Here is a 24,979-nt window from a genome sequence, read left to right on the forward strand (position 1 = left end):
AACGGAGCAGACGATGAACACACTTCGCACCGCCATGCTTTTGGCCGCGATGACCGCGCTGTTCATGGGCGTCGGCTATCTGATCGGCGGATCGGGCGGCATGGTGATCGCCTTGCTGATTGCCGCCGGCATGAACCTGTTCAGCTATTGGAACGCCGACAAGATGGTGCTGTCGATGCACCGCGCGGTCGAGGTCGACGAAAGGAATGCGCCGGAATATTACGCCATCGTGCAGAGCCTCGCCAGTCAGGCCGGCCTGCCGATGCCGAAAACCTATCTGATCGACAACCCGCAGCCCAACGCCTTCGCCACCGGCCGCAACCCGCAGAACGCCGCGGTCGCCGCCACCACCGGACTGTTGCAGCAACTGTCGCCTGAAGAAGTCGCCGCGGTGATGGCGCACGAGCTCGCCCATGTGCAGCACCGCGACACGCTGACCATGACGATCGTCGCCACGCTTGCCGGCGCGATCTCGATGCTCGGCAATTTCGCCTTCTTTTTCGGCGGCAACCGCGACAGCAACAATCCCTTCGGCTTTGTCGGCGTGCTGGTGGCGATGATCGTGGCGCCCTTCGCCGCCATGATCGTGCAGATGGCGGTCAGCCGCACCCGCGAATACGAGGCCGACCGGCGCGGCGCCGAAATAGCCGGAAACCCGCTTTGGCTTGCCTCGGCCCTTGACAAGATCGCCCGTGGCGCCGAACGCATCCGCAACCCGGATGCCGAGCGCAATCCGGCGACCGCCCACCTCTTCATCATCAATCCTCTTTCCGGCGAGCGCATGGACAGCCTGTTTTCCACCCACCCGAACACCGATAACCGCATCGCAGCCCTGCAGGCGATGGCGCGGGACATGGCGATTGGTGGCGTATCCGCCCCGTCGCGGCCGCAAGCTCCAATTCCAGAGCAGGCCGGTGAGCAGCAGCCTTCGGGCCCGTGGGAGAAGGCAGCTCAGCAGCCTGAGCAGCCGCCGGCGCAACCGGCCCGGCCGAAATCCAATCCCTGGGGCCGCAATCCGACCGGACCCAAGGGTCCGTGGTCGTGAGCGAAGCGAAACGCCGGCACCGAATTTCAGGCGATCATGAAAACAATGCGGTGAGCCCCGGCGAGCCCGTTGCCGGCCTTGCCGCGCGCAAGGCGGCCGCACGGCTGCTTGCTGCCGTCATCGACGCGAGGACGCCGCTTGACGGGCTGACAGACCATGAGAACGGCCATCCGCAATACAAGGCGCTGGATCTGCGCGACCGGGCGCTGGTGCGCGCCATACTGGTCACCGCGCTGCGCTTCCGCATGACCATATCGGGGCTGCTGGCCCGCCGCCTGGAAAAGCCGCTGCCGCCCAATGCCACCGCGCTTTCGCATATTCTGCATGTGGCGGCTGCACAGATCCTGTTCCTCGACATTCCCGACAGCGCCGCCGTCGACCTTGCCGTGACCCACGCCAAGTCCGATCCGCGCACGGTGCGCTTCTCTGGTCTCGTCAACGGCGTGCTGCGCACGCTGGCGCGGTCCAAGCAGGCCGAACTGGCTGCAGCGCTTGCCGCCACCGATGAAGCGCCGAAATGGTTTTCCGACCGGCTGAAGGCCGCCTATGGCGTCGACAAGGCCAGGCAGATTCTCGCCGCTCATCGGCACGAGGCGCCGGTCGATTTCACCGTCAAGTCCGATCCCGCGTTGTGGGCCGAGCGGCTTGGCGGCATCGCGCTGCCGACTGGCACAGTGCGGGTGGAAAAGCTCAGCGCCTCCGTCACCGAGTTGCCAGGCTTCGAAGATGGCGCCTGGTGGGTTCAGGATGCCGCGGCAAGCCTTCCGGCCCGGCTCTTCGGCGACATAAAGGGTTTGCGCGTCGCCGATCTCTGTGCCGCCCCAGGCGGCAAGACCGCCCAGCTGATACTTGGCGGCGCCAAGGTCACCGCGATCGATTCCTCAAAAAACCGGTTGGCGCGGCTCTCGCAGAATCTCGAGCGGCTCGGCCTGTCCGCAGAGATCGTTCAGGCCGATCTGCTCAAATATGAGCCGAAGGAACTGTTCGACGCCGTCCTCCTCGACACGCCCTGCTCTTCGACCGGCACGGTGCGGCGGCATCCCGACGTGCCTTGGACGAAGACCGCGGCCGACGTCGAAAAGCTCGCCGATCTGCAGCGAAGGCTACTCGCCCGCGCCGTCACCCTGGTCAGGCCCGGCGGGCGCATCGTCTTTTCCAACTGTTCGCTCGACCCGCTCGAAGGCGAGGCGCTTCACCGCGCGTTCCTCGCCGGGACGGCTGATATCGTCGACGATCCGCTCCGCCCGGGAGAGATCGCCGGCATCGATCCGTTCCTGACGCCGCAAGGCACGCTGCGCACCACGCCCGCCGATCTCGATCTCGGCTCACCGGAACGGTCCGGCCTAGACGGCTTCTTCGCCGCCCGGATGCGCAGAGCCGGCTAATGCTAAAAATTTGACGACTATTTTAGGGAGAATCCTGCAGAAAACAGGCTGAACTCCAAGGGTTCCATTGAATTCGCCTTCGCATAAGTTCTTGAATCATATAATCTTGTCTTCGGGTTGAGGCGATGAGGAGGGCTTTTGGCGATCGCTGCCGGCAGCACGACACGTCTATGGACGCTTGTCGCGAAGGAGTTTTGGCGCAAGACGCGCCGGCGCCTGCGCGCCGGGCCGGTCTATCGCTGGCGCTACTCCGGCCGCACGCCGGAACGCGTTTTGATCGCTCCGCCGGACCTGCGCCTGGCCGACCCCCAGATCGCGCTGGAGATCTACTATGGCCGCTATCCGCTGTCGGGACATCTGGTCGAGACTGGCGGCAAATCGCCCTTCCAGATCGCCGTGCCCAATCCCGGATGGCAAAAGGCCCTGCACGGTTTTCGCTGGCTGCGCCACATGCGTGCCGCCGGCACCGAGCTTGCCGCCGCCAACGCGCGCGCGCTGGTCTCCGACTGGATCACTATCCACGGCAGCCAAATTTCCGGTGTCGCCTGGGAGCCCGGCACGACGGCCAAGCGCGTCATCGCCTGGCTGCAGCATTCCTCGGTGGTGCTGCAGGGCGCTGAATTTCCCTTTTACCGGGCATTCCTGAAATCGCTGGCCGTGCAGATCCGCTATCTCAGGGCGATGGCACGCGAGATGCCGGACGGCAAGGACAGGCTGCGCGCCCGCATCGCGCTTGCCTTTGCCGCTTTGTCGCTACCGGCGCCGGCATCGGCTTTGCGCGGCGCGACCCGCAACCTGGCCGAAGAGCTTGACCGTCAGATTCTGCCGGATGGCGGCCATATTTCCCGCAATCCGATGACCGTGCTTGAAATCCTCGCCGACCTTCTGCCGTTGCGCCAGACTTATGCCAATCAAGCCGAGACGCCGCCGGCGGCGCTGATGGGCGCCATCGACCGTATGCTGCCAGCGCTGCGCTTCTTTCGCCACCAGGACGGCAGCCTCGCCCGCTTCAACGGCATGGGCGCGACCATCCACGACCGCATCGCCACCATTCTGCGCCACGACGACACCGCCGGCGCGCCGTTGCTGCACGCGCCACATTCGGGCTACGAACGCCTCTCCATGGGCGGCGTCACCGTGGTCGCCGATACCGGCCTGCCACCGCCCATCGACGTTTCCAACGCGGCGCACGCCGGATGCCTGGCCTTCGAGCTGTCGTCTGGCCGCCAGCATTATGTCGTCAACGCTGGCGTCGACACCTATGGCGCCGCCGAATTCAGGCCGCTTGCCCGCGCCACGGCCGCCCACTCGACCGCCACCATCAACGACACCTCGTCGGCGCGTTTCAGCCATTCGCTGCGCGTCAACGATCTCCTCGGCACGCCGTTGATCGGCGGCCCGCAGCATGTGCCTTGCAAACGCACCGACCAGCCGGGCAGCCAGGGTTTCCTGGCCCGTCACGACGGCTATGTCGCGCGCTTCGGCTTGCTGCATGAGCGCGAGCTGAAATTGTCGACGAACGGCAACGTGCTCGCCGGCAGGGACCGTTTTCAGCGGCCCGGCAATGCCGCGATCCGCAACAATGGCCGCGATTTCGTCACGGTGCGCTTCCACATCCATCCCGACATAGGCATGCTTCAGGACGAGCACGACCGCCTGGTGCTGGCCGCTGACCAGGCCGACACCTGGGTGTTCACCTGTACCGAGGTGGCGCCCGAGGTCGAGGAATCCATCTATTTCGCCGGCCTTGGCGGCCCGCGCCGCAGCCGGCAGATCGTGCTGGCCTTTAGGGCGTCGGAGGTTTCCGAAGTCCATTGGCAACTGACGCGAACGGTCATCGCCGGTCATCCGGAAAAAAGCTGAGACTGCGGCTAGCCTCGCAGTTTGATTTCCAGGTCTCATGTGCTACGGCGCGCAGACACTTTCCCAACCAGCCGTGAAAGGCCGCCAGCCCATGGCCGTCGCCGCCAAGAACATTCCCGCGCCCGATCTCGTTCCCGTGCGTCGCGCGCTGCTCTCCGTTTTCGACAAGACCGGGCTCCTCGATCTCGCGCGGGCGCTGGCCGCGGCCGGTGTCGAGCTGGTCTCCACCGGCGGCACGGCGAAGGCGATCGCTGAGGCAGGCATGGCCGTCCGCGACGTCTCTGAGCTTACCGGCTTTCCAGAGATCATGGACGGCCGCGTCAAGACGCTGCATCCGTCGGTGCATGGCGCGCTGCTTGGCGTGCGCGACGATCCCGAACACGCGGCGGCGATGCGCGATCATGGCATCGAGCCTATCGATCTCGTCGTCTCCAATCTCTACCCTTTCGAGGATGTCCGCCGCTCCGGCGCCGCTTACGCCTCGATTGTCGAGAACATCGACATAGGCGGCCCGGCGATGATCCGCGCTTCGGCCAAGAACCACGCTTATGTCGCCATCGTCACCGATCCCGAGGACTATGCCTCGGTGCTCAACGCTCTGGAGATGAATTTCGGCTCGCTCTCGCTGGATTTCCGCAAGAAGCTGGCGGCCAAGGCCTTTGCCCGCACTGCCAGCTATGATGCGGCGATCTCCGGCTGGTTCGCCGAGGCGCTGGAGATCGAGCATCCCACCTGGCGTGCCTTCGGCGGCAGGCTGGACCAGGTGATGCGCTACGGCGAGAACCCGCATCAGGGCGCCGGCTTCTACATCGATGGCGACAAGCGGCCGGGCGTCGCCACGGCGCGCCAGCTTCAGGGCAAGCAGCTTTCCTACAACAACATCAACGACACCGACGCCGCCTTCGAGCTGGTCGGCGAGTTCGATCCGGCCAGCTCCGCCACCGTCGCCATCATCAAGCATGCCAACCCGTGCGGCGTCGCCGAGGGCACTTCGCTGAAGGCGGCCTACGCCAAGGCGCTTGCCTGCGATCCGGTCTCGGCCTTTGGCGGCATTGTCGCGATGAACCGCACCCTCGATGCCGAGGCCGCCGAGGAGATCGTCAAAACCTTCACCGAGGTCATCATCGCGCCGGGCGCCTCGGAAGAAGCTATCCGCATCGTCGCCGCCAAGAAGAATCTACGCTTGCTTGTCACCGGCGGCCTGCCCGATCCGCGCTCGGCCGGCACCACCGTGAAATCCGTTTCCGGCGGATTGCTCGTCCAGGGCCGCGACAATGCGGTGGTCGATGATCTGGACCTGAAAGTGGTGACCAGGCGCGCGCCGACGCCGGCCGAGATGGCCGATCTCAAATTCGCCTTCCGCGTCGCAAAGCACGTCAAGTCGAACGCCATCGTCTATGTCAGAGATGGCGCCACCGTCGGCATCGGCGCCGGCCAGATGAGCCGGGTCGATTCCTCGCGCATCGCGGCGCGCAAAGCGCTCGACGCAGCCGAGGCTGCCGGCATGGCCGAGCCGCTGACCAAAGGGTCTGTCGTCGCCTCCGATGCCTTCTTCCCCTTCGCCGACGGGCTCCTGTCAGCGATCGAAGCCGGCGCCACCGCCGTCATCCAGCCGGGCGGCTCGATGCGCGACGACGATGTCATCGCCGCCGCCGACGCGCACGGTATCGCCATGGTGTTTACGGGCGTCAGGCATTTCCGGCATTGAGCCCTTCTTCCCTTCTCCCCCTGTGGGAGAAGGTGGCCGAGCGAAGCTCGGTCGGATGAGGGGTGAGGGCAGGATCGCTGCGACGAAGACGTAAGCGCTTCAAATCCCTTGATGTTTCACGTTGAGTTTCTTCCAACACCCCTCATCCGTCTCGGCGCTACGCGCCGATCCACCTTCTCCCACAAGGGGAGAAGGGAAAGGCGCCCCTACGCCGCCGGCGGGTTGTCCGCCGGATAAGGCGTGCGAATCAAGATCGCTAGGCCGATGCCGAGGAACAGCACGATTACCGCCATGCCGAGCCGCGCCGAGCCGCTGGCCAGCGTGATCGTCGCCACCATGAACGGCGCAGCAAAACTCGTAGCCCGTCCGGCCAACGCATAGATGCCGAAATAGCGGCCCGATTCGGCAGCGGTGACGCTGCGCGCCATATAGGAGCGCGACGATGCCTGCACCGGTCCGAAGGCAAGCCCGATCAGCAGACCAAAGAAGATGTAGGCTTTTTCCGCCGGTGTACCGAACAATCCGCCGCTATCGGCTCCGGGCATCATCCAGGCACCGAACAGCGTATAGCCCGGCCCGGTCGAGACGATGCCGATCGTGGCGATGCTGAGCAGGACAAGCGAAATCATCACTATGGTCTTGGAGCCAAGCGCCGTGTCGAGGCGTGCGGCAATGAGGCAACCGACGATGGCGACGACGTTGAGGATGATGCCGAACAGGCCGATCTCGGTGATCGACCAGTGGAACATCGCCGCCGCAAATGCACCGCCCAGCGCAAGCAATGCATTGACGCCGTCCTGATAGATCATGCGGGCGACGAGAAAGCGGAAGATGCCGCTGCGCTTGCGTATTTCGCCCAGCGTCGATTTCAGTTCCGACAGCCCCTCGCGCACCGCCGGTCGTAGGGGAATGCCCTTCACCGCATCGGGCGTGAAAAAGAACATTGGCAGGATGAATAGAAAATACCACCCCGCCGAGAGCGGTCCGGTCGCCCGTGCATCCTCGCCGAGTTTCGGATCAAGCCCGAGGATTGGATTGAAGCCGAGGAGCGTCTTGCCGGTTTCCGGCGAACTGGCCATGAAAGCGACGACGAAGATCAGCGCGATCATGCCGCCGAGATAGCCAAGACCCCATGCCATATTCGAGATTCGGCCGATTTCGCTCTTCGGCACCAGACGCGGCATCATCGAATCGTTGAACACGGTTGAGAATTCGGCGGCAACGGAGGCCAGCGAGAACAACGCTACCACAAGAAACAGATTGGAGCCGGGGGCGGCGAGCCACAGCAGGCCAAGACTGGTGATCTTGATTGCGGCGAACAAAGCAATCCAGGGTTTGCGTGGGCCGGTCTGGTCGGCGATCGAGCCGAGGATCGGCGACAGCACGGCGATGACCAGCCCGGCTGCGGCGATGCCGTAACCCCATGCCGCCTGGCCTGTCTCCGGATCGCTGGCCATGCGCGAGACGAAATAGGGTCCGAAGATGAAGGTGGTGATGACCGTGAAGAACGGCTGCGCCGCCCAGTCGAACAGCATCCATCCCCAGATGCCGCGTCCCGATGCCCGCTGCACTGCTATTTCGGCCATATCCCCTCCCGCAAACGGCGCCCCGGAGCGGTCGCCGCTTCGCTCTATAGCGCAGTTCTTGCCGGCAATCCCGCGCGATGTGGAAGACTTCTCACATCCCCATCAGGTCGCTGATCAGGCCCGATGCCACCGACAACCGCGACACGGTGATGTCGCCGCCCTCGGTCAGCGCCTGCAGCCGCTCGCGGATACGCGCGACCCGTTCCCCGCCCGCCTCCAGCCATGCCGCCACCGGGTCCGCCGCCTCGGCATGACCGGTCAGCGCCGCCACCGCGATGCCGCGCCTGGCCGCGCCGATCGTGTCGGTGGCGCGGGAGAGAGCCAATTGATCGTAGTAGTCGGATGGCGCGATCGAGCGCGCTGCGTCCTCGACACGCGGAATGCGGAAGGCATCGCTGACAGCGAAAAACGCCTTCGCGGCGACGACAATGTCGGCATTCGCCGTTCGGGCCGTCAGCGCGATGTCAGGGACGACGCCTGCCACATCGGTCAGCGCCAGCTGTTCGGCAAGCCTTTCGGGCGCGCCGCCCTTGGCTAGACCATGCCGCCGCTCCTCGATCCACTCGCGCGAGAAGGCCGGCAGCAGCGAAACGAGCTTCGGCTCCAGTGCCTTGCGCGCGTCCTGCAATTCGGCGATCCTTTGGCCGAGCGGCGCGGTGCTGGCATCGTTCTTGAGATACCAGCCGCTGGCCACATAAGTAAGCCGGCTAACGGTCTGATAAAGGTCGAGCTGCACCTGTCCGTCGATCTGATTGTCGAGCGCGTCGATCTGGCGATAGAGCGCCGGCAATCCGAAGCCGTCGCGCACCAAGGCGAAGGTCCGGACCACGTCGGCCGCGCCGCGGCCGGTCGCTTCCTGCAGCCTGTTGACGAAGGATGGGCCGCCACGATTGACCAGGTCGTTGGCGACGACACGGGCGATGATTTCGCGGCGCAGGCGATGGCCGTGGATCTCGGCCGCGTATTTCTTCGCCATACGGTCCGGAAAATAGCCCATCAGGTCACGGTCGAAATGCAGATCGTCCGGCACGTCGCTGGCGACGATGTCGGAAAACAGCACGATCTTGGCATAGGCCAACAGCACGCCGAGCTCGGCCCTGGTCAACGGCTCACCGCGCGCCTCACGCTCGGCAAGAGCTGCCGGCGACGGCAGCGTCTCCACCGCGCGGTCGAGCAGGCCGCGCGCCTCGAGCGCTGCCATGAAACGGCTCTGATGGGCGATGTCGGCGAGGCCGCGCTTGCGGGCAAGGGACAGCGCCAGCGTCTGCTCGTAATTGTTGGACAGCACCAGCGCGCTTACCTCGTCGGTCATCTCGGCAAGCAGCTTGTTGCGCACCGGGCGGGTCAGCGCCCCCTTGCGCATGGCGGAAGCCAGCGCGATCTTGATGTTGACCTCGACATCGGAGCAGTTGACGCCGCCCGAATTGTCGATGGCGTCGGAATTGCAGCGACCGCCATTCAGCCCGAACTCGATGCGGGCCCGCTGCGTCACACCGAGATTGGCGCCCTCGCCAATGACCTTGGCGCGCACGTCGAGCGCGGTCACCCGAATAGCATCGTTGGCGCGATCGCCGACATCCTGGTTGGTTTCCGTCGATGCCCTCAGATACGTGCCGATGCCGCCGAACCATAAAAGGTCGACCGGCGCCTTGAGGATGGCGTTCATGATCTCGACCGGCGAGGCGGTCGTCTTGCCGAGACCGATCGCCGCGGCTGCGGCCGGCGGCAGCGTGATCGACTTCTGGCTGCGCGAGACGATGACGCCGCCTTCGGACAGTTTTGTCTTGTCGTAGTCCTGCCAGCTCGAACGGGCGAGGGCGAACATGCGCCGGCGCTCGACCATCGAAGCCGCCATGTCGGGATCGGGATCGATGAAGATGTCGCGATGGTCGAAGGCGGCGATCAGCCGGGTCTTCTCGGACAGGAGCATGCCGTTGCCGAACACGTCGCCCGACATGTCGCCAACGCCGACAACGGTGAAGGGTGTGGTCTGGATATCCCGGTTCATCTCGCGGAAATGCCGCTTGACCGCTTCCCAGGCGCCCTTGGCGGTGATGCCCATCTTTTTATGGTCGTAGCCGGCCGAGCCGCCGCTGGCGAAGGCGTCGTCGAGCCAGAAGCCATGCTTCTCGCTGATGGCATTGGCGGTGTCGGAGAAGGTCGCCGTGCCCTTGTCGGCGGCGACGACGAAATAGGGATCGTCCTCGTCGCGCCTGATCACACCGGCAGGCGGGATAACCTCGTCGATGCCAATATTGTCGGTGATCGACAACAGGCTGGAGACGTAATTCTTGTAGGCGGACGCGCCGGCTTCGAAGATGGCGTCGCGGCCGGCGCCCATCGGCAACTTCTTCGGATAGAAGCCGCCCTTGGCGCCAACCGGCACGATTACCGCATTCTTGACCTGCTGCGCCTTGACCAAGCCGAGCACCTCGGTGCGATAGTCCTGGGCGCGGTCCGACCAACGCAGACCGCCGCGGGCGACCGGGCCGAAGCGCAGGTGCACGCCCTCGACCTCGGAACCGTAGACGAAGATCTCCCGCCACGGCCGCGGCGCCGGCAGGCCGTCGACCGCCTGCGAATCGAGCTTGATCGCCAGCGACTGGCCCTTCTCTTTCATATCGGGGACGAAATGATTGGTGCGTAGCGAGGCTTCGATCAGGTTGAGGTAGCGACGGATGATGGTGTCGTCATCGATGTTGGGAACCTCCTCCAACGCATCCCTGATCTTGGCCTTGAGGTGCTTGGCCGCGACCAACCCTTCCGTCTCGGCGGTCGGTCCGAGGCGGGTAACGAACAGCTCGTGCAGGCCACGCGCGATTTCCGGATAGCGGTTGAGCGCGGCGGCAATGAAATCCTGGCTCTGCGGGATCCCGGCCTGCTGCAGATAGCGGCCATAGGCACGCAGGATGGTGACCTCGCCCGACCACAGGCCGGCGGTCTGGGCAAGGCCGTTATAGCCGTCATTGTCGATGTCGCCGCGCCAGACGGAAAGGAACGCGTCCTCGAACAGCGCGCCGCGGTCGCCAAGGTCGATCGGCTTGCCGTAGCTGTTTTCGAGTTCCATGTCGTGGATGAAGACCATGCCCGGCTGATCACTATTGATCATGCCCGGCTGATCACTATTGATCATGCCGGAAGCATCGTCGCCGACCTCGAAGGTGCGCTCGCTGATAACGCGGAAACCGATGTTCTCCAGCACCGGCACCCGTCGCGACAGCGCCACCGGGCTGCCATGGTGATAGATCTTCAGCGCCGCCTGATGCGGTTCCTGAGCGGCATGACGGTAGTAGTCGATGGCGATCGGATTGGCCGCGCTGATCCTGGCGATGCGTCCGGCATCGGCCAACGCCTCAGCCGGCGAGAAGCTGTCGCGATAGCTTCCCGAGAAGCGCGCGGCGATCGCCGTGAGCGTCGCATCGGCGCCGGTCTCGGCCGCGGTCTCGCGCAGAATGTCGTCCCAGGTCCGCACGATGGCGCGGATCGCTGCCTCGATCGTCGCCTGGTCGACCTTCGGCGTTCTGCCGCCGGAACGGCCGATGATGAAATGGACGCGCGCCAGTCCGCCTTCCGGAAAGGCGGGATAGTAGGCCGACAGCCGGCCTTCGAACACCGTCTTCAGATAGGTGCCGATCTTCTCGCGCACGATGCTGTCGTAGCGGTCGCGCGGCACGAAGACGAGGATCGAGACGAAGCGGTCGAACTGATCGACGCGCACCAGCGCTCTGACGCGCGGCCGCTCGATCAGCCCCAGAAGCGCTTCGGCGTGCTTGCGCAGGACCGGCACCGGAACCTGGAACAGCTCGTCGCGCGGATAGCTCTCCAGCACGTTGATCAGTGCCTTGCCGGAGTGATCTTCAGGGTTGAAACCGGATTTGGCGATGATGGTTTCGGCTTTCGACCTGAGATAGGGGATTTTCATCACCGAGCGCGTATAGGCCGTCGAGGTGAACAGGCCGACGATGCGCAGCTCGCCCGAGAGCACGCCCTTGGCGGTGTAGGTCTTGACGCCGATGTAATCGAGATAGATGCGGCGGTGCACCGATGATTTGGCGTTGGCCTTGGTGACGATCAGCGGTTCCGGCCCATGCAGGAAGGCGCGGATTTCCGGCGTCGTCGTCACCGCTTCGGTGCCGCGCCGCAGCACCAGCACGTCGGGATCGGAGAGGATGCCGAGGCCAGGCTTTTCGGTGCGCTCCAGCGTGCCGCTCTTCTCGCCGCCGGTGTATTTGAACTCGCGCATGCCGAGAAAGGTGAAGTTGTCGTCGCGCAACCATTCGAGGAGGGCGATCGCTTCGGTGACGTGGGCCTTGTCGAGCGGCACCGGAGCGTAGCGGAACTCCGAGATTGCCTGGTCGAGGCGGGCCAGCATCGGCTTCCAGTCGGTGACAGCGGCGCGCACCTGGTCCAATATTTTCTTCAGCCGTCCGGCCAATGCCTCGGCCTGCTCGGCCGAAAGACGGCCGATATGGACGTGGATGACGCTCAAGCGTTCATGGCTGTGATCGCCCTTGGCAAAGCCACCATCGCCGAGGATTTCGTCGACGCCGCTCTTGCCGTGCCTGACGACGATGACCGGATGGGTAACCAGCAGCGGCTCGCCAGCGCTCTCGGAGATCTCGCCGAGGATGGAATCGAACAGGAACGGCATGTTGTCGTTGACGACGGTGATCACGGTCATCGGCCTGCCCTGGCGGACGACACCGGAATCGACCTCTATGGCGACGACGCAATCGCCCTTTTTGTGCCTGGCGACGGCGCGGCCGGCGAGATCGGCGGCGCGCTCGAGGTCGGCGACATCATAGGCGGCGACATCTTCGGCCGGCGCGCGGGCCAGCAGGTAATCGGCAAGCCTGCCGGGCTTTTCGCTGCCCTTGGCCGTGCTCAACTTTTTCAACTGGCTTGCGGATTTCAGGCCGGCCATGTCGCTAATCCCTCCCGTCATATGTTTTGCAACTATGGTAGCAGATGACCGGTACTTGGCGACAAAGGTTTGACGGCTTGCGACGAAATGTCGGAATTCGCCGGTGGGTCACCGAAAATAAGGAGAAAATCCGCCATGACTGACAAAATCACTGCACTCGATCTCGCACCCGCGGAGCGGAGCGAAGCGACAAAAGCCTATTTCGCCAAATGCGAGGAGAAGCTCGGCCTCGTTCCCAATGTGCTTTTGGCCTACGCCTTCGACGAGACGAAGCTGCGTGCCTTCACCGACATGTACAACGAGTTGATGCTGGGCCAATCCGGCCTGTCGAAGCTGGAGCGCGAGATGATCGCGGTGGCCGTCTCCTCCATCAACCACTGCTATTATTGCCTCGCCGCCCATGGCGCGGCGGTGCGCCAGCTTTCAGGGGACCCGGCCTTCGGCGAGATGATGGTGATGAATTTCCGCGCCGCCGATCTTTCCGCGAGACAGAAGGCGATGCTCGAATTCGCGGTGAAGCTGACCGAGCAGCCGGCGAAGATCGTCGAAGCCGACCGGGCAGCGCTGCGTGAAGCTGGCTTTTCCGACCGCGACATCTGGGACATCGCCTCGACCGCCGCCTTCTTCAACATGTCGAACCGGGTGGCAGCGGCAGTCGACATGCGGCCGAACGATGAATACCACGCGATGGCGCGGTGATGTGCGAGTCATCTGTATATTAGCTATCGCGCATTCTCGTTGCGTCTTTGCCGGTTTGGTCCGATGATCGCTCCTGCGGCGTGACCGCATGCCGGTTCGATGCCGCGATCAAGGGAGGAGACCATGGCGAAGTTTCTCTACGTCTATCACGGCTCGGGCAAGATGCCGACCGACGAGGCCGAGCGGAAAGCAGCGATGGATGCCTGGAACGGCTGGTACGGCAAGCTTGGCTCGGCCGTTGTCGACGGCGGCAATCCGGTCGGCATGTCGAAGACCGTGCTGCCCGGCGGCAAGGTCGAGAACAATGGCGGCAGCAATCCGACCGCCGGCTATACAATCATCGAAGCGAAAGACATCGACGATGCCGTCGCCAAAGCCAAGGATTGTCCTATCCTGACGGACCCGGGTTTCAGCGTCGAGATCGCGCCGATCATCGAAATGAGTTGACGCGCCGGCTCAGGACCGCGCCGCGATCGCCGCCGCAGCGCCGGCCATGGTGCCAGCGCTGACGCGGTTGGCGATCTTCATCGCCCGCTTGCTCTTCAACAGCTTTCGCGCCTGCGCCGCCGCGAGCACCCAGGCGAGATCGATGGCGACCAGAACCACGGCCATGGTCAGCGTCAGCTCGACCCAGCCGACGACCGTCACCGAGGCGAGATCGATGATGGTCGGCAGCAGCGCCAGATAGAACATCATGATCTTGGGATTGCCGAGTGTCACCGCCATCCCGGCAAAGAACAGTTTGATGGCCGACTCCTCGCGCGGCATCTCGCCCTCACGCGCCTCGACCGGGGCAGTCCACATCTTCCAGGCGAGGTAGGCGAGATAGGCGACGCCGACCCATTTCAGCACGACGAAGGCAAGATGGAAGGTCTGCGCCACCACCGCCAGTCCGAACACCGCCAGCGACAGCCAGATGCCCTCACCGATCCACATGGCGAGCAGGAACGGGAACACGTCGCGAAAGCCCTTTGCGATGACCCGCGCCACCAGAGCGGCAATCGACGGGCCGGGCGAGCCAGCGGCGACGAAAAGGGCGGCGGCGAAGATCAGAAGCGAGGTGAAGTGCATGACCGGGATCTTTGCTTGGGACGTTGATTGCTCGATATTAGCGCAAGTGCCCCCGCGGCGGTAGCATCGATAATAGAAGGGGCTTGTCGACCCGACGCGTCGCAGCTAGAAGTTTCGTCCCGACACATTTTTGAGCTTCACTTTGCCTACGTAACCGCCGGTCTCGTCAACTCCCCCGACACAATGCATGGCGCCGCTTTTCGCGGCGTCTGTTTCATATCATGTGTTCCTCAGGGTGGCGGTTCGAGACCGGTTTGGCACTGCTGAACCGCTGTCGCGCACAATCACCCGCGACACCTGATTTCCGACCATCGCAGCCTCTCGCCACGCCGTGCCCGCATGGGCATCTCGACATCGCCGATCTGACGAACTTCCCGACGGGAAGGGCTTTTCGGCATGTTCTCGATACTGCGTATCCGCTGGGCGATCGCACCCAAAACCGCGCCTCGACCTCACATCAACTGCAATCGCTGCAGTGGCCTGAAGGCGTACCACAGCAGCGGGAAATTCCGCGTCAACGCCAATGGCAAACGCATCGATGCGTGGTTGATCTACCGCTGCGTCGATTGCGACAATTCCTGGAATTTCGGCATTCTGGAGCGATGCTATCGCCGCAACATTGAGCCTGCGCTGCTGCAGGCGCTCGAAAGCAACGACCCGGCCCTGGCGCGTCGCCATGCCTTCGATATTGTCGCACTGCGAAGCAGGATCGGGCGCGTCGAGGAATTTCCCGAAGCCGCCGTTCATAAGGAGGTGCTTGGGGACAGACCGGAAAACACCACCGCTCTCGAACTCCAGCTCGGGCTGGAGATGCCGACAGCGCTGCGGCTCGACCGGTTGCTCGCCGGTGAACTCGGCATCTCGCGATCGCGGCTTCAGGCCTGGGACGAGAAGCGATTGCTGGTCGTTGGTCCGGACGGGGCCAAAGCCTTACGCAAGCCGGCACGCGCGGGAACGGCGATCCGCATCGATCTGGCCGGCGAAACCGACCGCGACGCCATCATCTCGGCCGCCGGCGGGTAAAAAAGGGAGGGAGCAACACTCCCTCCCTCGATAATTGTTTCCGGAGAAAAAAGCTTACGCCGCGCCGACCACTTTCGCCGACTTCTCAAAACGCTTGCGCTCGTTCGGGTCGAGATAGAGCTTGCGCAGGCGGATGGTCTTCGGCGTCACCTCGACCAGCTCGTCGTCCTGGATCCAGGCCAGCGCGCGTTCCAGCGTCATGCGGATCGGCGGCGTCAGTTTCACGGCTTCGTCCTTGCCGGCGGCGCGGATGTTGGTCAGCTTCTTGCCCTTCAGCACGTTCACTTCGAGGTCGTTGTCGCGTGAATGGATGCCGATGATCATGCCCTGATAGACTTTGACGCCCGGATCGATGACCATCGGGCCGCGGTCTTCCAGGTTCCACATGGCATAGGCGACCGATTCACCCTGTTCATTGGAGATCAGCACGCCGTTGGTGCGGCCCGGCAGCTCGCCCTTGTAGGGCTCGTAGGCATGGAACAGCCGGTTCATGACAGCGGTGCCGCGCGTGTCGGTCAACAGCTCCGACTGGTAGCCGATCAGGCCGCGCGTCGGCGCGTGGAAGACGATGCGCTGGCGGTTGCCGCCTGACGGGCGCAGCTCGACCATCTCGGCCTTGCGCTCCGACATCTTCTGCACGACGACACCGGCGTGCTCCTCGTCGACGTCGATAACGACTTCCTCGACCGGCTCCAGCAATTCGCCATTGTCGCCTTCCTGCATGACGACGCGCGGACGCGACACGGCAATCTCAAAACCTTCGCGGCGCATCGTCTCGATCAGCACGGCAAGCTGCAATTCGCCTCGCCCGGAGACGAAGAACGAATCCTTATCAGGCGATTCCTCGATCTTCAGCGCGACATTGCCTTCGGCCTCGCGCAGCAGGCGGTCGCGGATGACGCGGCTGGTCACCTTGTCGCCTTCGGTGCCAGCCAACGGGCTGTCGTTGACGAGGAACGACATTGTCACGGTCGGCGGATCGATCGGCTGCGCATGCAGCGGCTCGGTCACCGACAGGTCGCAGAACGTGTCGGCGACGGTTCCTTTCGACAGGCCGGCAATGGCGACGATGTCGCCCGCCTGCGCCTCGTCGATCGGCTGGCGCTCGAGCCCGCGGAAAGCCAGGATCTTCGAGATGCGGCCGGTTTCGACCTGGGTGCCGTCATGGTGCAGCACCTTGACCGCCTGGTTGGATTTCAGCGTGCCGGATTCGATGCGGCCGGTGATGATGCGGCCGAGGAACGGATTGGCCTCCAGGATGGTGCCGATCATCCGGAACGGGCCGGGATGAACGGTCGGCGCCGGCACGTGCTTGATGACGAGGTCGAACAGCGGCGAGAGGCCCTGGTCCTTCGGCCCTTCGGGGTTTTCCGAGACCCAGCCGTCGCGGCCTGAACCGTAAAGGATCGGGAAGTCGAGTTGCTCGTCGGTCGCGTCGAGCGCTGCAAACAGGTCGAACACTTCGTTGACCACCTCGACGTGACGGGCGTCCGGCCGGTCGATCTTGTTGATGACGACGATCGGCTTCAATCCGACCTTGAGCGCCTTGCCGACGACGAATTTGGTCTGTGGCATCGGCCCCTCGGCGGCATCGACTAGCACGATGGCCGAATCCACCATCGACAGGATGCGCTCCACCTCGCCGCCAAAATCGGCGTGGCCGGGAGTGTCGACGATGTTGATGCGGGTATCCTTCCAGTCGACCGACGTCGCCTTGGCCAGGATGGTGATGCCGCGTTCCTTTTCGAGGTCGTTCGAATCCATGGCGCGTTCGGCGACGCGCTGGTTGTCGCGGAACGAGCCGGACTGCTTCAGAAGCTGGTCGACGAGGGTGGTTTTTCCATGGTCGACGTGCGCGATGATCGCGATATTACGAATTTTCATGTTGTGGTCTCGGGAGCGTTGCAGGCAGCAGGCCAAACGGCGCTGCCTCTTTCGGTTGGGCGGCTCATACAGGGTTTTTCGCAATTGCGAAAGAGGAGGCGTGCCACCAAATACATGGTCACCAAATCTTAAGCGTCTTGGTGTGAAATGAAATTATTAACCAAAGCGGAACCTTTCAGGGTCGGGACAGTTCAAATTTCATGACCAATACGGGCATCAGATACCGGCCAATCCTTGCATGGGCAGCCCTCGCCGTTCTGCTTGCGGCAGGCGCGGCGCAGTCGGCCGCGACGCTGAAGGAGACGCCGCCTGCCCTGCCGTCCGATACGCGTTCGGCGGAGCAGTTGTTTGCCGATGCGCCCGATGGCGTCGACCCGGTAGTGACCGGGCCGGTTAGCGCCGCCTTCAAGCAGAGGCAGGAAAATGCCGGCTGCGACAGCGCGGTCTGGCCTAAGATTCCAACCGTCTGCTATCCGGACTAGAGCCTGATCCATCCCGACAGAATCGGGATGGGGCTCTATCTTCTTGTTTGACCATGATCTTCTCCGAAAACCGGTTCCCACTTTTTCGGGATCATGGTTTGGCTCACGCCGATCGCACCGGATCGAGCGCGACCTTGTAGAGTTCATTGTCGTCGCGGTCCATAAGCCGCACAGTCATCTGTTCAGTGGCGCCGTCGATATCAACGAGGCCGAAGAACTGCAGGCCGGCCGACGGTGGCAGGTTCTGCCCCTGCTCGGCAGTTGGCGCCTTGATGAATTTCAGCTCCGGGCCGAAGGTCATGTCGAAATCATTGGGTCCATACGTGCCGGCATGGAGCGGACCCGAGACGAACTCCCAGAACGGATTGAAGTCCTGGAACTGCGCCTTGTCTGGATTGTAGTAGTGGGCCGCCGTGTAGTGCACGTCGGCGGTCAGCCAGACGGTGTTGCTGATACCAGCGTTCTTTATGTAGCGAAGGAGGTCGGCAATTTCCAGCTCGCGGCCCTTGGCCGGGCCATTGTCGCCATTGCTGACGGCCTCGGCGCCGGCCTTCTTGGTGGCGTCGTTCCAGACGACGAGACCGAGCGGCATGTCGGCGGCGATGATTTTCCAGGTCGCGTTGGAGTTTGCCAGTTCGCGCTTCAGCCATTTGGTCTGCTGTTCGCCGAGAATGCGCGATTGCGGGGTCATCGTATCCTGCATGCCAAGGCCATTGGCGCCGCGATAGGAACGCATGTCGAGGAAGAACACGTCGAGCAGCGGCCCGTAGGCGATCTTGCGATAGACGCGGCCCGGTTCCGACGGCTCGTAGCGGATCGTCGTCATCTCGTGGAAGGCGCGTGCCGCGCGTGCCGCCAGCACATGGATGTTTTTTTCCGAGTAGCGGTCGTGGGCGCTCAGGTCCTTCGAATCCGACCAGTTGTTCACCACCTCGTGGTCGTCCCACTGGTAGAAGGTCGGGCAGATGGCGTTGAGCCCCAGCACATGTCCGTCCATCAAATTGTATTTCCACTGGCCCCGGTACTCGTCCAGCGTCTCGGCAACCTTGCGCTTTTCGTCGATGAGGACGGTGTTCTTCCACTTGCCGCCACCGGGAATGTCGACCTCGTCCTTCATCGCGCCGTCGGCGTAGATGGTGTCGCCGGAATGCAGGAAGAAGTCGGGCGTGTGCTTGCCGATCGTGGCATAGGTCTTCATGCCGGTGTCGTCGATGCCCCAACCCTGGCCGGCGGTATCGCCCGACCAGGCGAACCGGATGTCACGCTTCGAGGCCGGCGCCGTGCGGAAGCGGCCGACGATCGGCTCGGAGACGGCGTTGATGTCGGCGAGATCGGCCGCTGTCATGCGGTAGAATATATCCTGATCCGAGGCGAGGTCGGTGAGCAGCCGTTTTACCGTGTAATCGCTGGCCGGCGACGTATCGAGCGGCGCAAGGCGGACGGCGTTGGCGAAATTCTCCGTCGAGGAGACTTCAAACACGACGCGCGACGGGCGATCGGTGCGCGTCCAGACCATGCCACTGGTGGCGTCGACGTCGCCTGACTGGACACCATGGGTGAAGGCCGGCCGCTGATTGGCGCGGGAATAGTAGGGCAGCGCGAGGCCCGAGGCGCCGATGAGGCCAACGGCGCTCGCCGACGTGACGAAAGCGCGCCGCGTCATCGAAATTTGTTCATGGCTGTCTCCTGGATGGCGTTGAACGTCGCCGCCAAGGTCCAGCGTCAATGTTTCAGGCACATCTCGAAACCATGAAGGTTTGATAACAATGGACAGGTGATCTCCCCCCTTGAGGGGGAGATGTCGCCGAAGGCGACAGAGGGGGTCGTCTCGCGTGAAGCGCCAACCTCCTGCGTCTGCGATAAGGGGCCGAGCCCGGTCGGACCGACCCCCTCTGGCCGCGTCGCGGCCATCTCCCCCTCAAGGGGGGAGATTAGCGCTCGGCCGTCGCAGCTCAAGCCGCCTGCGGTTCCGGGTTGAAGGCCGGACGGCTGGTGTTGATCAACAGCGAGATGCAGGCTGCGGCTATTGCCGTCATGCCGGCGATGAGGAAGGCGAACTCGTAATTGCCCTGCAATTCGCGCATCGTGCCGCCGAAGAAGGCGGCGGTCGCCGCACCCACCTGATGGCCGGCGACGATCCAACCAAAGACGATCGGTCCACTACGATCACCGAACGCCTCGTTTGACAGCCTGAGCGTCGGCGGCACGGTTGCGATCCAGTCCAATCCGTAGAGCACGGCGAAGATGATCAGGCTGGTCGACGAGAAGCCGGAATAAGGCAGATAGATCAGCGACAGGCCGCGAATGCCATAATAGACGCCGAGCAGCTTGCGCGGGTCGAAGCGGTCGGTGAGCCAGCCCGACAGCGTCGTGCCGATCAGGTCGAAGATGCCCATCAGCGACAGCAGGCCGGCAGCTTGCACTTGGCCGATGCCCATGTCGCCGCAAAACGCGATCAGGTGCGTGCCGACCAGGCCATTGGTGGTGAAGCCGCAGATGAAGAAGGTGGCGAACAGATACCAGAACACGCGGGTGCCGGCGGCACGGCGCAGCGTGCTGAGCGTGTGGGTGAGAAAATTGCCCTGCGAGGCCGGCGGAACCGGCGGCACGTCGTCGGCGTCAGCACCGTAGCGCACCATGCCGATCGAAGCCGGACGCTCCGGCACCAGTAGCCAGACCAGCGGCACCAGGCAGGCGGTAGCGACCGCAACGGCGATGGCGACCGGCTTCCAGCCGCCCGACTGGGCGAGCGCGGCGAGCAGCGGCAGGAACACCAGCAGGCCGGTGGCGGCGGAGGCCGACATCAGTCCCATCACCAGGCCGCGATTGGTCTTGAACCAGCGGTTGACGATGGTGGCGCCAAGCACCGTGGCCACCGCGCCCGAACCGACGCCCGAGAATACGCCCCAGGTGAGAAGCAGGTGCCACGGCTGGGTCATCAACAGGCTGAGCGCCGTCGAGCCTGACATCAGCACCAGCGATGCCAGCAGCGTGCGGCGCAGCCCGATCCGCTCCATTAGGGCCGCAGCAAACGGCCCGGTCAGGCCGTAGAGGAAGATGCCGATGGCCGCGGCGAGCGAGACGACATCGCGCCGCCAGCCAAAACTCTCCTCCAGCGGCAGCATCATGACGGCCGGCGCCGACCGCAGGCCCGCTGCGATCAGCAGGCAAAGGAAAATGACGGCAACCACGACGAAAGCGTAGCGCTGGCCAAACGGACGGGATTGAGCTATCATGTTACTGACCGGTACGTTGCAATTACACCGAGGTATACGTACCGATCGGTAACATTGTCAAGCAGGCCACGGCACATCCAAAATGAAAAGCATTGAACCAACGATCAAAGCGGATGAAGTGACACCGCCCCGCGCCGGCGAAAAAATCCTTCGCGTTGCCCGCGACCTGTTCTACCGGCAAGGCATCAGGGCGATCGGCGTCGACGAGATCGTACGGCGTGCCGGCGTCACCAAGCCCAGCCTCTATCGCAGCTTTCCCTCCAAGGACGAATTGGCCGCGTCCTATCTGCGGCAATACGACCTCGAGTTCTGGGCCCGCTTCGACGAGGCGGTGGCTGCCCATCCCGGCGATCCGCGCGCGCAGATCGCCGCCTTCCTGACCCGCATCGGCAAGCGCACGCAAAAACCCGACTATCGCGGCTGCGGCATGACCAATGCGGCCGTCGAGTATCCCGAGCACGGCCACCCGGCCCGCGTGGTGAGCGAGGCCAACAAGCAGGAACTGCGACGACGCTTGCGCGCCATGGCGGCGGCAATGGGTGCCGGCGACGCCGACACGCTGGGCGACGGGCTGCTGCTTCTGATCGAGGGCGCCTATATCAGCGGGCAGCTGTTCGGTGCCGGCGGACCGGCAAAATCGGTGGCCCGGAACGCCGACCTGCTGATCGAAGCGAGCTTGCAGAAATAGCGTTTGACGATACGCTACGGCAGCCCGAAACGGAGTTGCCTGCGATGCGAGCCCTTTTGATGATTTCGCTAGCCCTCGCCGGCCTCTGCCAGACCGCCCAGGCCGGCGACATTTCCAGTGCCTACACCGATCTCGACTCGAAGAAGGACTGCGTGACTTATGCGCAGGCCGAGGAAGGCGATGGCGACTGGGCCAGTCTCGTCTGTTCGGGCTATCGCGGCTACCCAGTGCTGATCTCTTACGACGACGCCCGGGAATCGCTGTTCTATGGTTTTCCGCCCAGCGACATGACCACGGTCTGGGAAAGTTTTGTCGGGCTTAATTCGGCTGGACCAAAGCTCGAGTGGCGCATCGAGACGAACGGCGACCTCGCCATTCCCTTCGCGGTCATCCACCGTCGCTCGATCAGCGATCCCGAGGGGGAGAACAAACCGACCGACGTGCTGATCGTCGCCAAGGTCGCCCAGCCGGAGAAGTATGAGGGCTGCACCGTCGGCCTGGTGCTGGCCACCGGCAATCCCGCAGCCAACGATGAGGCGCGCAAGCTCGCCGACGAGAAAGCACGCAGCTTTGCCTGCGGCAAGGACAAGCGCGCGATGATCGGCGACGTGCCCGCTTTTGGCCGCGTCGACAATTAGTGGGGGTGAGGAAGAGCGTAGCAATGGCCGCCCTTCGGCGATCCTTCACGCCCCCCCTCTGTCCTGCCGGACATCTCCCCCACAAGGAGGGAGATCGGCTGCCATCTTGGCTTTCGCCAATCTCCAACGCTGAAAGAGAGACAGGGCGACGAAGCTGCCAATCTCCCCCCAAGTGGGGGAGATGCCCGGTAGGGCAGAGGGGGGGGCGTTGTCCCGCCGACGTCTCGCAATTTTGAAAGCGCTGGGCCTACTTGCTTTTCTTCGCCCGCTCGATCGCCTCGACGATCATCTTCTTGGCGTAGGCGGCATCGTGCCAGCCCTCGATCTTGACCCATTTGCCGGGTTCGAGATCCTTGTAGTGCTCGAAGAAATGCTGCACCTGGTCACGTGTGATGTCCGGCAGCTGCGTGTATTCGGTGACGTTCTGATAGCGTAGCGTCAGCTTGGGCGAAGGCACCGCGATGACCTTCTCGTCCTGGCCGGAATTGTCCTCCATCACCAGCACGCCGATCGGCCGCACATTGATGACGCAGCCTGGCACCAGCGCGCGCGTGTTGCAGACCAGCACGTCGATCGGGTCGCCGTCACCCGACAGCGTGTGCGGCACGAAGCCGTAGTTGCCGGGATAGCGCATCGAGGTATGCAGGAATCGGTCGACGAACAGCGTGCCGGCCTCCTTGTCCATCTCGTACTTGATCGGCTCGCCGCCGATCGGCACCTCGATGATGACGTTGACGTCCTCCGGCGGGTTCTTTCCGATGGCTATGGCTTCGATACGCATGGCTTTTGTCCCTCTTTCGATTGGAAACCGATAGCGGGCGGGGACGCATGGTGCAATGCGGCGAATGGTACTGAAACAGCTGAGGGTGTTAGCGAGAGGAGTGTCGAGCCGTCATTCCCAGACGAAGGCGACCTTCTTCAGCGCCTTCTGCTCGAAGACCTCGACGCCCTCGGCGACGTCGCGGCCGCCGGCGCCGGCATAGAAGGTGAGCGCGTTCTGATTGTCCTCCAGCGCCCACACCACCATGCCTTTCAGCCCGTGGTCAGCCAGTCGCGCCCGTGCGGCTGAGAATAGCCGGCTGCCGAGCCCGATGCCCTGATATTCCGGGCGCACGTAAAGTTCGTAGATCTCGCCCTGCTGCTTGAGCTCGCGGGCGCGGTTCTTGCCGATCGTGGCATAGCCGGCGATCTTGCCGCCGATCTCGACGACCAGAACGGTGGCCGCACGACGGATGGCGTTCGCCCACCACTCGGCGCCGCGGCGGTTGATCATCGATGTCAGCGTGCGATGCGGGATGATGCCGGCATAGGCGCCGCGCCAGGCCAGCAGGTGCACGTCGGCGATGGCGCTTGCGTCGCGCGGCTCGGCTTTCCTGATATCGATGCTCAGCGTATTCATGATTGGTTAACCATAAACCCGCATCGCCCGATTGCAAGAGTCCGGTAAGCGGCTCCCCCCGCTTTCGCACAGGCCATCGGAAGACCCGCGAGCCTGTCTGAAAATGCGCTCTGCCGAGGCGGATGGCGTGGTTTTCGAGAACCGAAGCGCAGCGGACATTTGGGTCCGTGAGCATCGGAAGCGCAGAAAACTGCGTCAGGCGTCCGGCAGAGTAGCGTTTACAGGCAGGCTCTCAGATTTCGACCAGATGATCGTCGAGCTCGTTGCTGTCGCCGTTAGAAACCGGGAAATGCTCGGCCAGCACCGCGCCCGTCGCTTCGATTGCCTTGATGAAGCCGTCGGCGAGACGATCGTCGCCGGCATGCGCGGTAAGGTCGCGGACGACGCTGTCCCAGACATCTTGGCCGACACGGCTGTCGATGCCGCTGTCGGCGACCACCTCGGCGTAGCGCTCGGCAATGGAGACGAAGACCAGCACGCCGGTGCGCGCCGTGGTGCGATGGACGTTGCGGGCGAGGAACTGCTTTATCGCATTGGCGTGCGCGGCCTGGTAGCGCAGCCGCCTCGGCACCAGATGGATGCGCAAGCCGGGCAGCGCCCACAACAGGCCAAGCACCGAGGCCAGCGCCAGAAGCTGTGCGATGACGAAATGCGGCAAGCGGATCGACAGCCACCACGCTTCCAGCCCGTAACTGACGGCGAGGCTGACGACGAGCATGGCCAGCGTCGCCATGAACGCGGCCGGAAAGAAATAGCTGTCGCTGGCATAGGCCACGACGCAGTAGATTTCGCCGTCGGTCTTTGTCTCGGCGGCGCGGATCGCTTTGGCGATGCGGTCATGATCCTCGGGGCTGATCGGTCTTGTTGCCATGTTGTGTCTCACCAGCTTCCTGAAGAACCGCCACCACCGGACGAGCCGCCGCCGCCCGAAAAGCCGCCGCCACCCGACGACCAGCCACTACCGGAACTTCCCGACGACCAGCCGCCGCCGGATGAAGTACTCGTTGTCCAGACGCCGCCGCCCGTGCGCGCATAGCCTGACCTTTGGCCATAGCGAAACGTCATGCCCAGCCATTTATACACGCCCGGCGACAACTTGGTGCCGAAGATCGGCGGCAGGACCGCCATCGCCAGGCCGCCTAAAAACAGCGTCGCCCACACGATGATGAACAGCGCCACGATGGGATCGACGGAACTGTTGTCGGCCGGATTGCGGATCCCGCGCGATTCCAGCTCTTCGGGATTGCCTTCCAGCACCATGACCATGTCGTCGACGGCCTTACTGATGCCGCCGGAGAAGTCGCCGGCGCGGAAGGCCGGCACCATGTCGTTTTCGATGATCAGCTTG

At 63.7% G+C, this 24,979-nt stretch carries 19 protein-coding genes and 1 pseudogene; 10 read left to right on the forward strand and 10 right to left on the reverse strand.

What is annotated here, in order from left to right:
- Positions 1–13: 13 nt before the first annotated feature.
- The 4 genes from htpX to purH all read left to right on the forward strand — a co-directional run bounded on the left by htpX (position 14) and on the right by purH (position 6,001).
- Positions 14–1,045, forward strand: coding sequence for a zinc metalloprotease HtpX (gene htpX / locus CIT25_RS25570; RefSeq protein ID WP_095487609.1), 1,032 nt, complete (start codon positions 14–16; stop codon positions 1,043–1,045).
- Positions 1,036–2,430: an RsmB/NOP family class I SAM-dependent RNA methyltransferase gene (locus CIT25_RS25575; RefSeq protein WP_167391090.1), complete on the forward strand. Its 1,395-nt coding sequence runs from the start codon at positions 1,036–1,038 to the stop codon at positions 2,428–2,430. The genes htpX and CIT25_RS25575 overlap by 10 nt, the downstream gene beginning before the upstream one ends.
- A 138-nt stretch (positions 2,431–2,568) precedes the next feature.
- Complete coding sequence (locus tag CIT25_RS25580; RefSeq protein WP_095487613.1) at positions 2,569–4,293, forward strand: heparinase II/III family protein; 1,725 nt, start codon at positions 2,569–2,571, stop codon at positions 4,291–4,293.
- A gap of 91 nt (positions 4,294–4,384) precedes the next feature.
- The gene (gene purH, locus CIT25_RS25585; protein WP_095487723.1) at positions 4,385–6,001 is read left to right on the forward strand and encodes a bifunctional phosphoribosylaminoimidazolecarboxamide formyltransferase/IMP cyclohydrolase; all 1,617 of its coding nucleotides are present in this window, start codon (positions 4,385–4,387) and stop codon (positions 5,999–6,001) included.
- Between the two features lie 206 nt (positions 6,002–6,207).
- On the opposite strand, the gene CIT25_RS25590 is transcribed toward purH, so the two are convergent.
- Both CIT25_RS25590 and CIT25_RS25595 read right to left on the reverse strand, forming a co-directional pair.
- Entirely contained in the window at positions 6,208–7,587 is a 1,380-nt protein-coding gene (locus CIT25_RS25590; RefSeq protein ID WP_095487615.1) for an MFS transporter, read from the reverse strand.
- Positions 7,588–7,678: 91 nt separating this feature from the next.
- Positions 7,679–12,511 (reverse strand): NAD-glutamate dehydrogenase, encoded by a 4,833-nt coding sequence (locus tag CIT25_RS25595; protein ID WP_095487617.1) that lies wholly within the window; start codon positions 12,509–12,511, stop codon positions 7,679–7,681.
- Positions 12,512–12,646: 135 nt separating this feature from the next.
- On the opposite strand from CIT25_RS25595, the gene CIT25_RS25600 reads away from it, so the two are divergent.
- Complete coding sequence (locus CIT25_RS25600) at positions 12,647–13,210, forward strand: peroxidase-related enzyme (protein ID WP_095487619.1); 564 nt, start codon at positions 12,647–12,649, stop codon at positions 13,208–13,210.
- A gap of 123 nt (positions 13,211–13,333) precedes the next feature.
- Complete coding sequence (locus CIT25_RS25605; RefSeq protein WP_095487621.1) at positions 13,334–13,657, forward strand: YciI family protein; 324 nt, start codon at positions 13,334–13,336, stop codon at positions 13,655–13,657.
- A gap of 9 nt (positions 13,658–13,666) precedes the next feature.
- Here the strand turns inward: CIT25_RS25605 and CIT25_RS25610 are convergent, their stop codons facing one another.
- Positions 13,667–14,281 carry a LysE family translocator gene (locus CIT25_RS25610; RefSeq protein WP_095487623.1) on the reverse strand — a complete coding sequence of 205 codons (615 nt, stop codon included), beginning with the start codon at positions 14,279–14,281 and terminating at the stop codon, positions 13,667–13,669.
- Positions 14,282–14,677: 396 nt separating this feature from the next.
- On the opposite strand from CIT25_RS25610, the gene CIT25_RS25615 reads away from it, so the two are divergent.
- Positions 14,678–15,304 carry a DUF1062 domain-containing protein gene (locus tag CIT25_RS25615; protein WP_095487625.1) on the forward strand — a complete coding sequence of 209 codons (627 nt, stop codon included), beginning with the start codon at positions 14,678–14,680 and terminating at the stop codon, positions 15,302–15,304.
- Positions 15,305–15,358: 54 nt separating this feature from the next.
- Here CIT25_RS25615 and typA read toward each other — a convergent pair whose 3' ends face one another.
- Positions 15,359–17,188 carry a translational GTPase TypA gene (gene typA / locus CIT25_RS25620; RefSeq protein ID WP_095487627.1) on the reverse strand — a complete coding sequence of 610 codons (1,830 nt, stop codon included), beginning with the start codon at positions 17,186–17,188 and terminating at the stop codon, positions 15,359–15,361.
- Positions 17,189–17,388: 200 nt separating this feature from the next.
- Between typA and CIT25_RS25625 the strand changes: the two genes are divergently transcribed.
- Entirely contained in the window at positions 17,389–17,670 is a 282-nt protein-coding gene (locus tag CIT25_RS25625) for a hypothetical protein (protein WP_095487629.1), read from the forward strand.
- A 103-nt stretch (positions 17,671–17,773) separates the two neighbouring features.
- Here CIT25_RS25625 and CIT25_RS25630 read toward each other — a convergent pair whose 3' ends face one another.
- Positions 17,774–19,333: an alkaline phosphatase D family protein gene (locus tag CIT25_RS25630; protein WP_095487725.1), complete on the reverse strand. Its 1,560-nt coding sequence runs from the start codon at positions 19,331–19,333 to the stop codon at positions 17,774–17,776.
- 289 nt (positions 19,334–19,622) lie between these two features.
- On the reverse strand, positions 19,623–20,906 hold the full coding sequence (locus CIT25_RS25640) for an MFS transporter (RefSeq protein WP_095487633.1): 1,284 nt from the start codon (positions 20,904–20,906) through the stop codon (positions 19,623–19,625).
- Positions 20,907–20,988: 82 nt separating this feature from the next.
- Between CIT25_RS25640 and CIT25_RS25645 the strand changes: the two genes are divergently transcribed.
- A complete protein-coding gene (locus tag CIT25_RS25645) occupies positions 20,989–21,594 on the forward strand; it encodes a TetR/AcrR family transcriptional regulator (protein WP_095487635.1) in 606 nt (201 codons plus the stop codon).
- 44 nt (positions 21,595–21,638) lie between these two features.
- On the forward strand, positions 21,639–22,232 hold the full coding sequence (locus CIT25_RS25650) for a hypothetical protein (protein ID WP_095487637.1): 594 nt from the start codon (positions 21,639–21,641) through the stop codon (positions 22,230–22,232).
- A 247-nt stretch (positions 22,233–22,479) separates the two neighbouring features.
- Here CIT25_RS25650 and ppa read toward each other — a convergent pair whose 3' ends face one another.
- From ppa to CIT25_RS25670, 4 genes and pseudogenes are all read right to left on the reverse strand, one after another.
- Positions 22,480–23,013 (reverse strand): inorganic diphosphatase, encoded by a 534-nt coding sequence (ppa, locus tag CIT25_RS25655; RefSeq protein ID WP_095487639.1) that lies wholly within the window; start codon positions 23,011–23,013, stop codon positions 22,480–22,482.
- 111 nt (positions 23,014–23,124) lie between these two features.
- Entirely contained in the window at positions 23,125–23,631 is a 507-nt protein-coding gene (locus CIT25_RS25660) for a GNAT family N-acetyltransferase (RefSeq protein WP_095487641.1), read from the reverse strand.
- Positions 23,632–23,863: 232 nt separating this feature from the next.
- On the reverse strand, positions 23,864–24,502 hold the full coding sequence (locus CIT25_RS25665; RefSeq protein WP_095487643.1) for a TPM domain-containing protein: 639 nt from the start codon (positions 24,500–24,502) through the stop codon (positions 23,864–23,866).
- An 8-nt stretch (positions 24,503–24,510) separates the two neighbouring features.
- Positions 24,511–24,979 (reverse strand): annotated as a pseudogene (locus CIT25_RS25670) (TPM domain-containing protein); the annotation flags it as partial.

The sequence above is a fragment of the Mesorhizobium mediterraneum genome (assembly GCF_002284565.1).
GTDB classification, from domain to species: Bacteria; Pseudomonadota; Alphaproteobacteria; order Rhizobiales; family Rhizobiaceae; genus Mesorhizobium; species Mesorhizobium mediterraneum.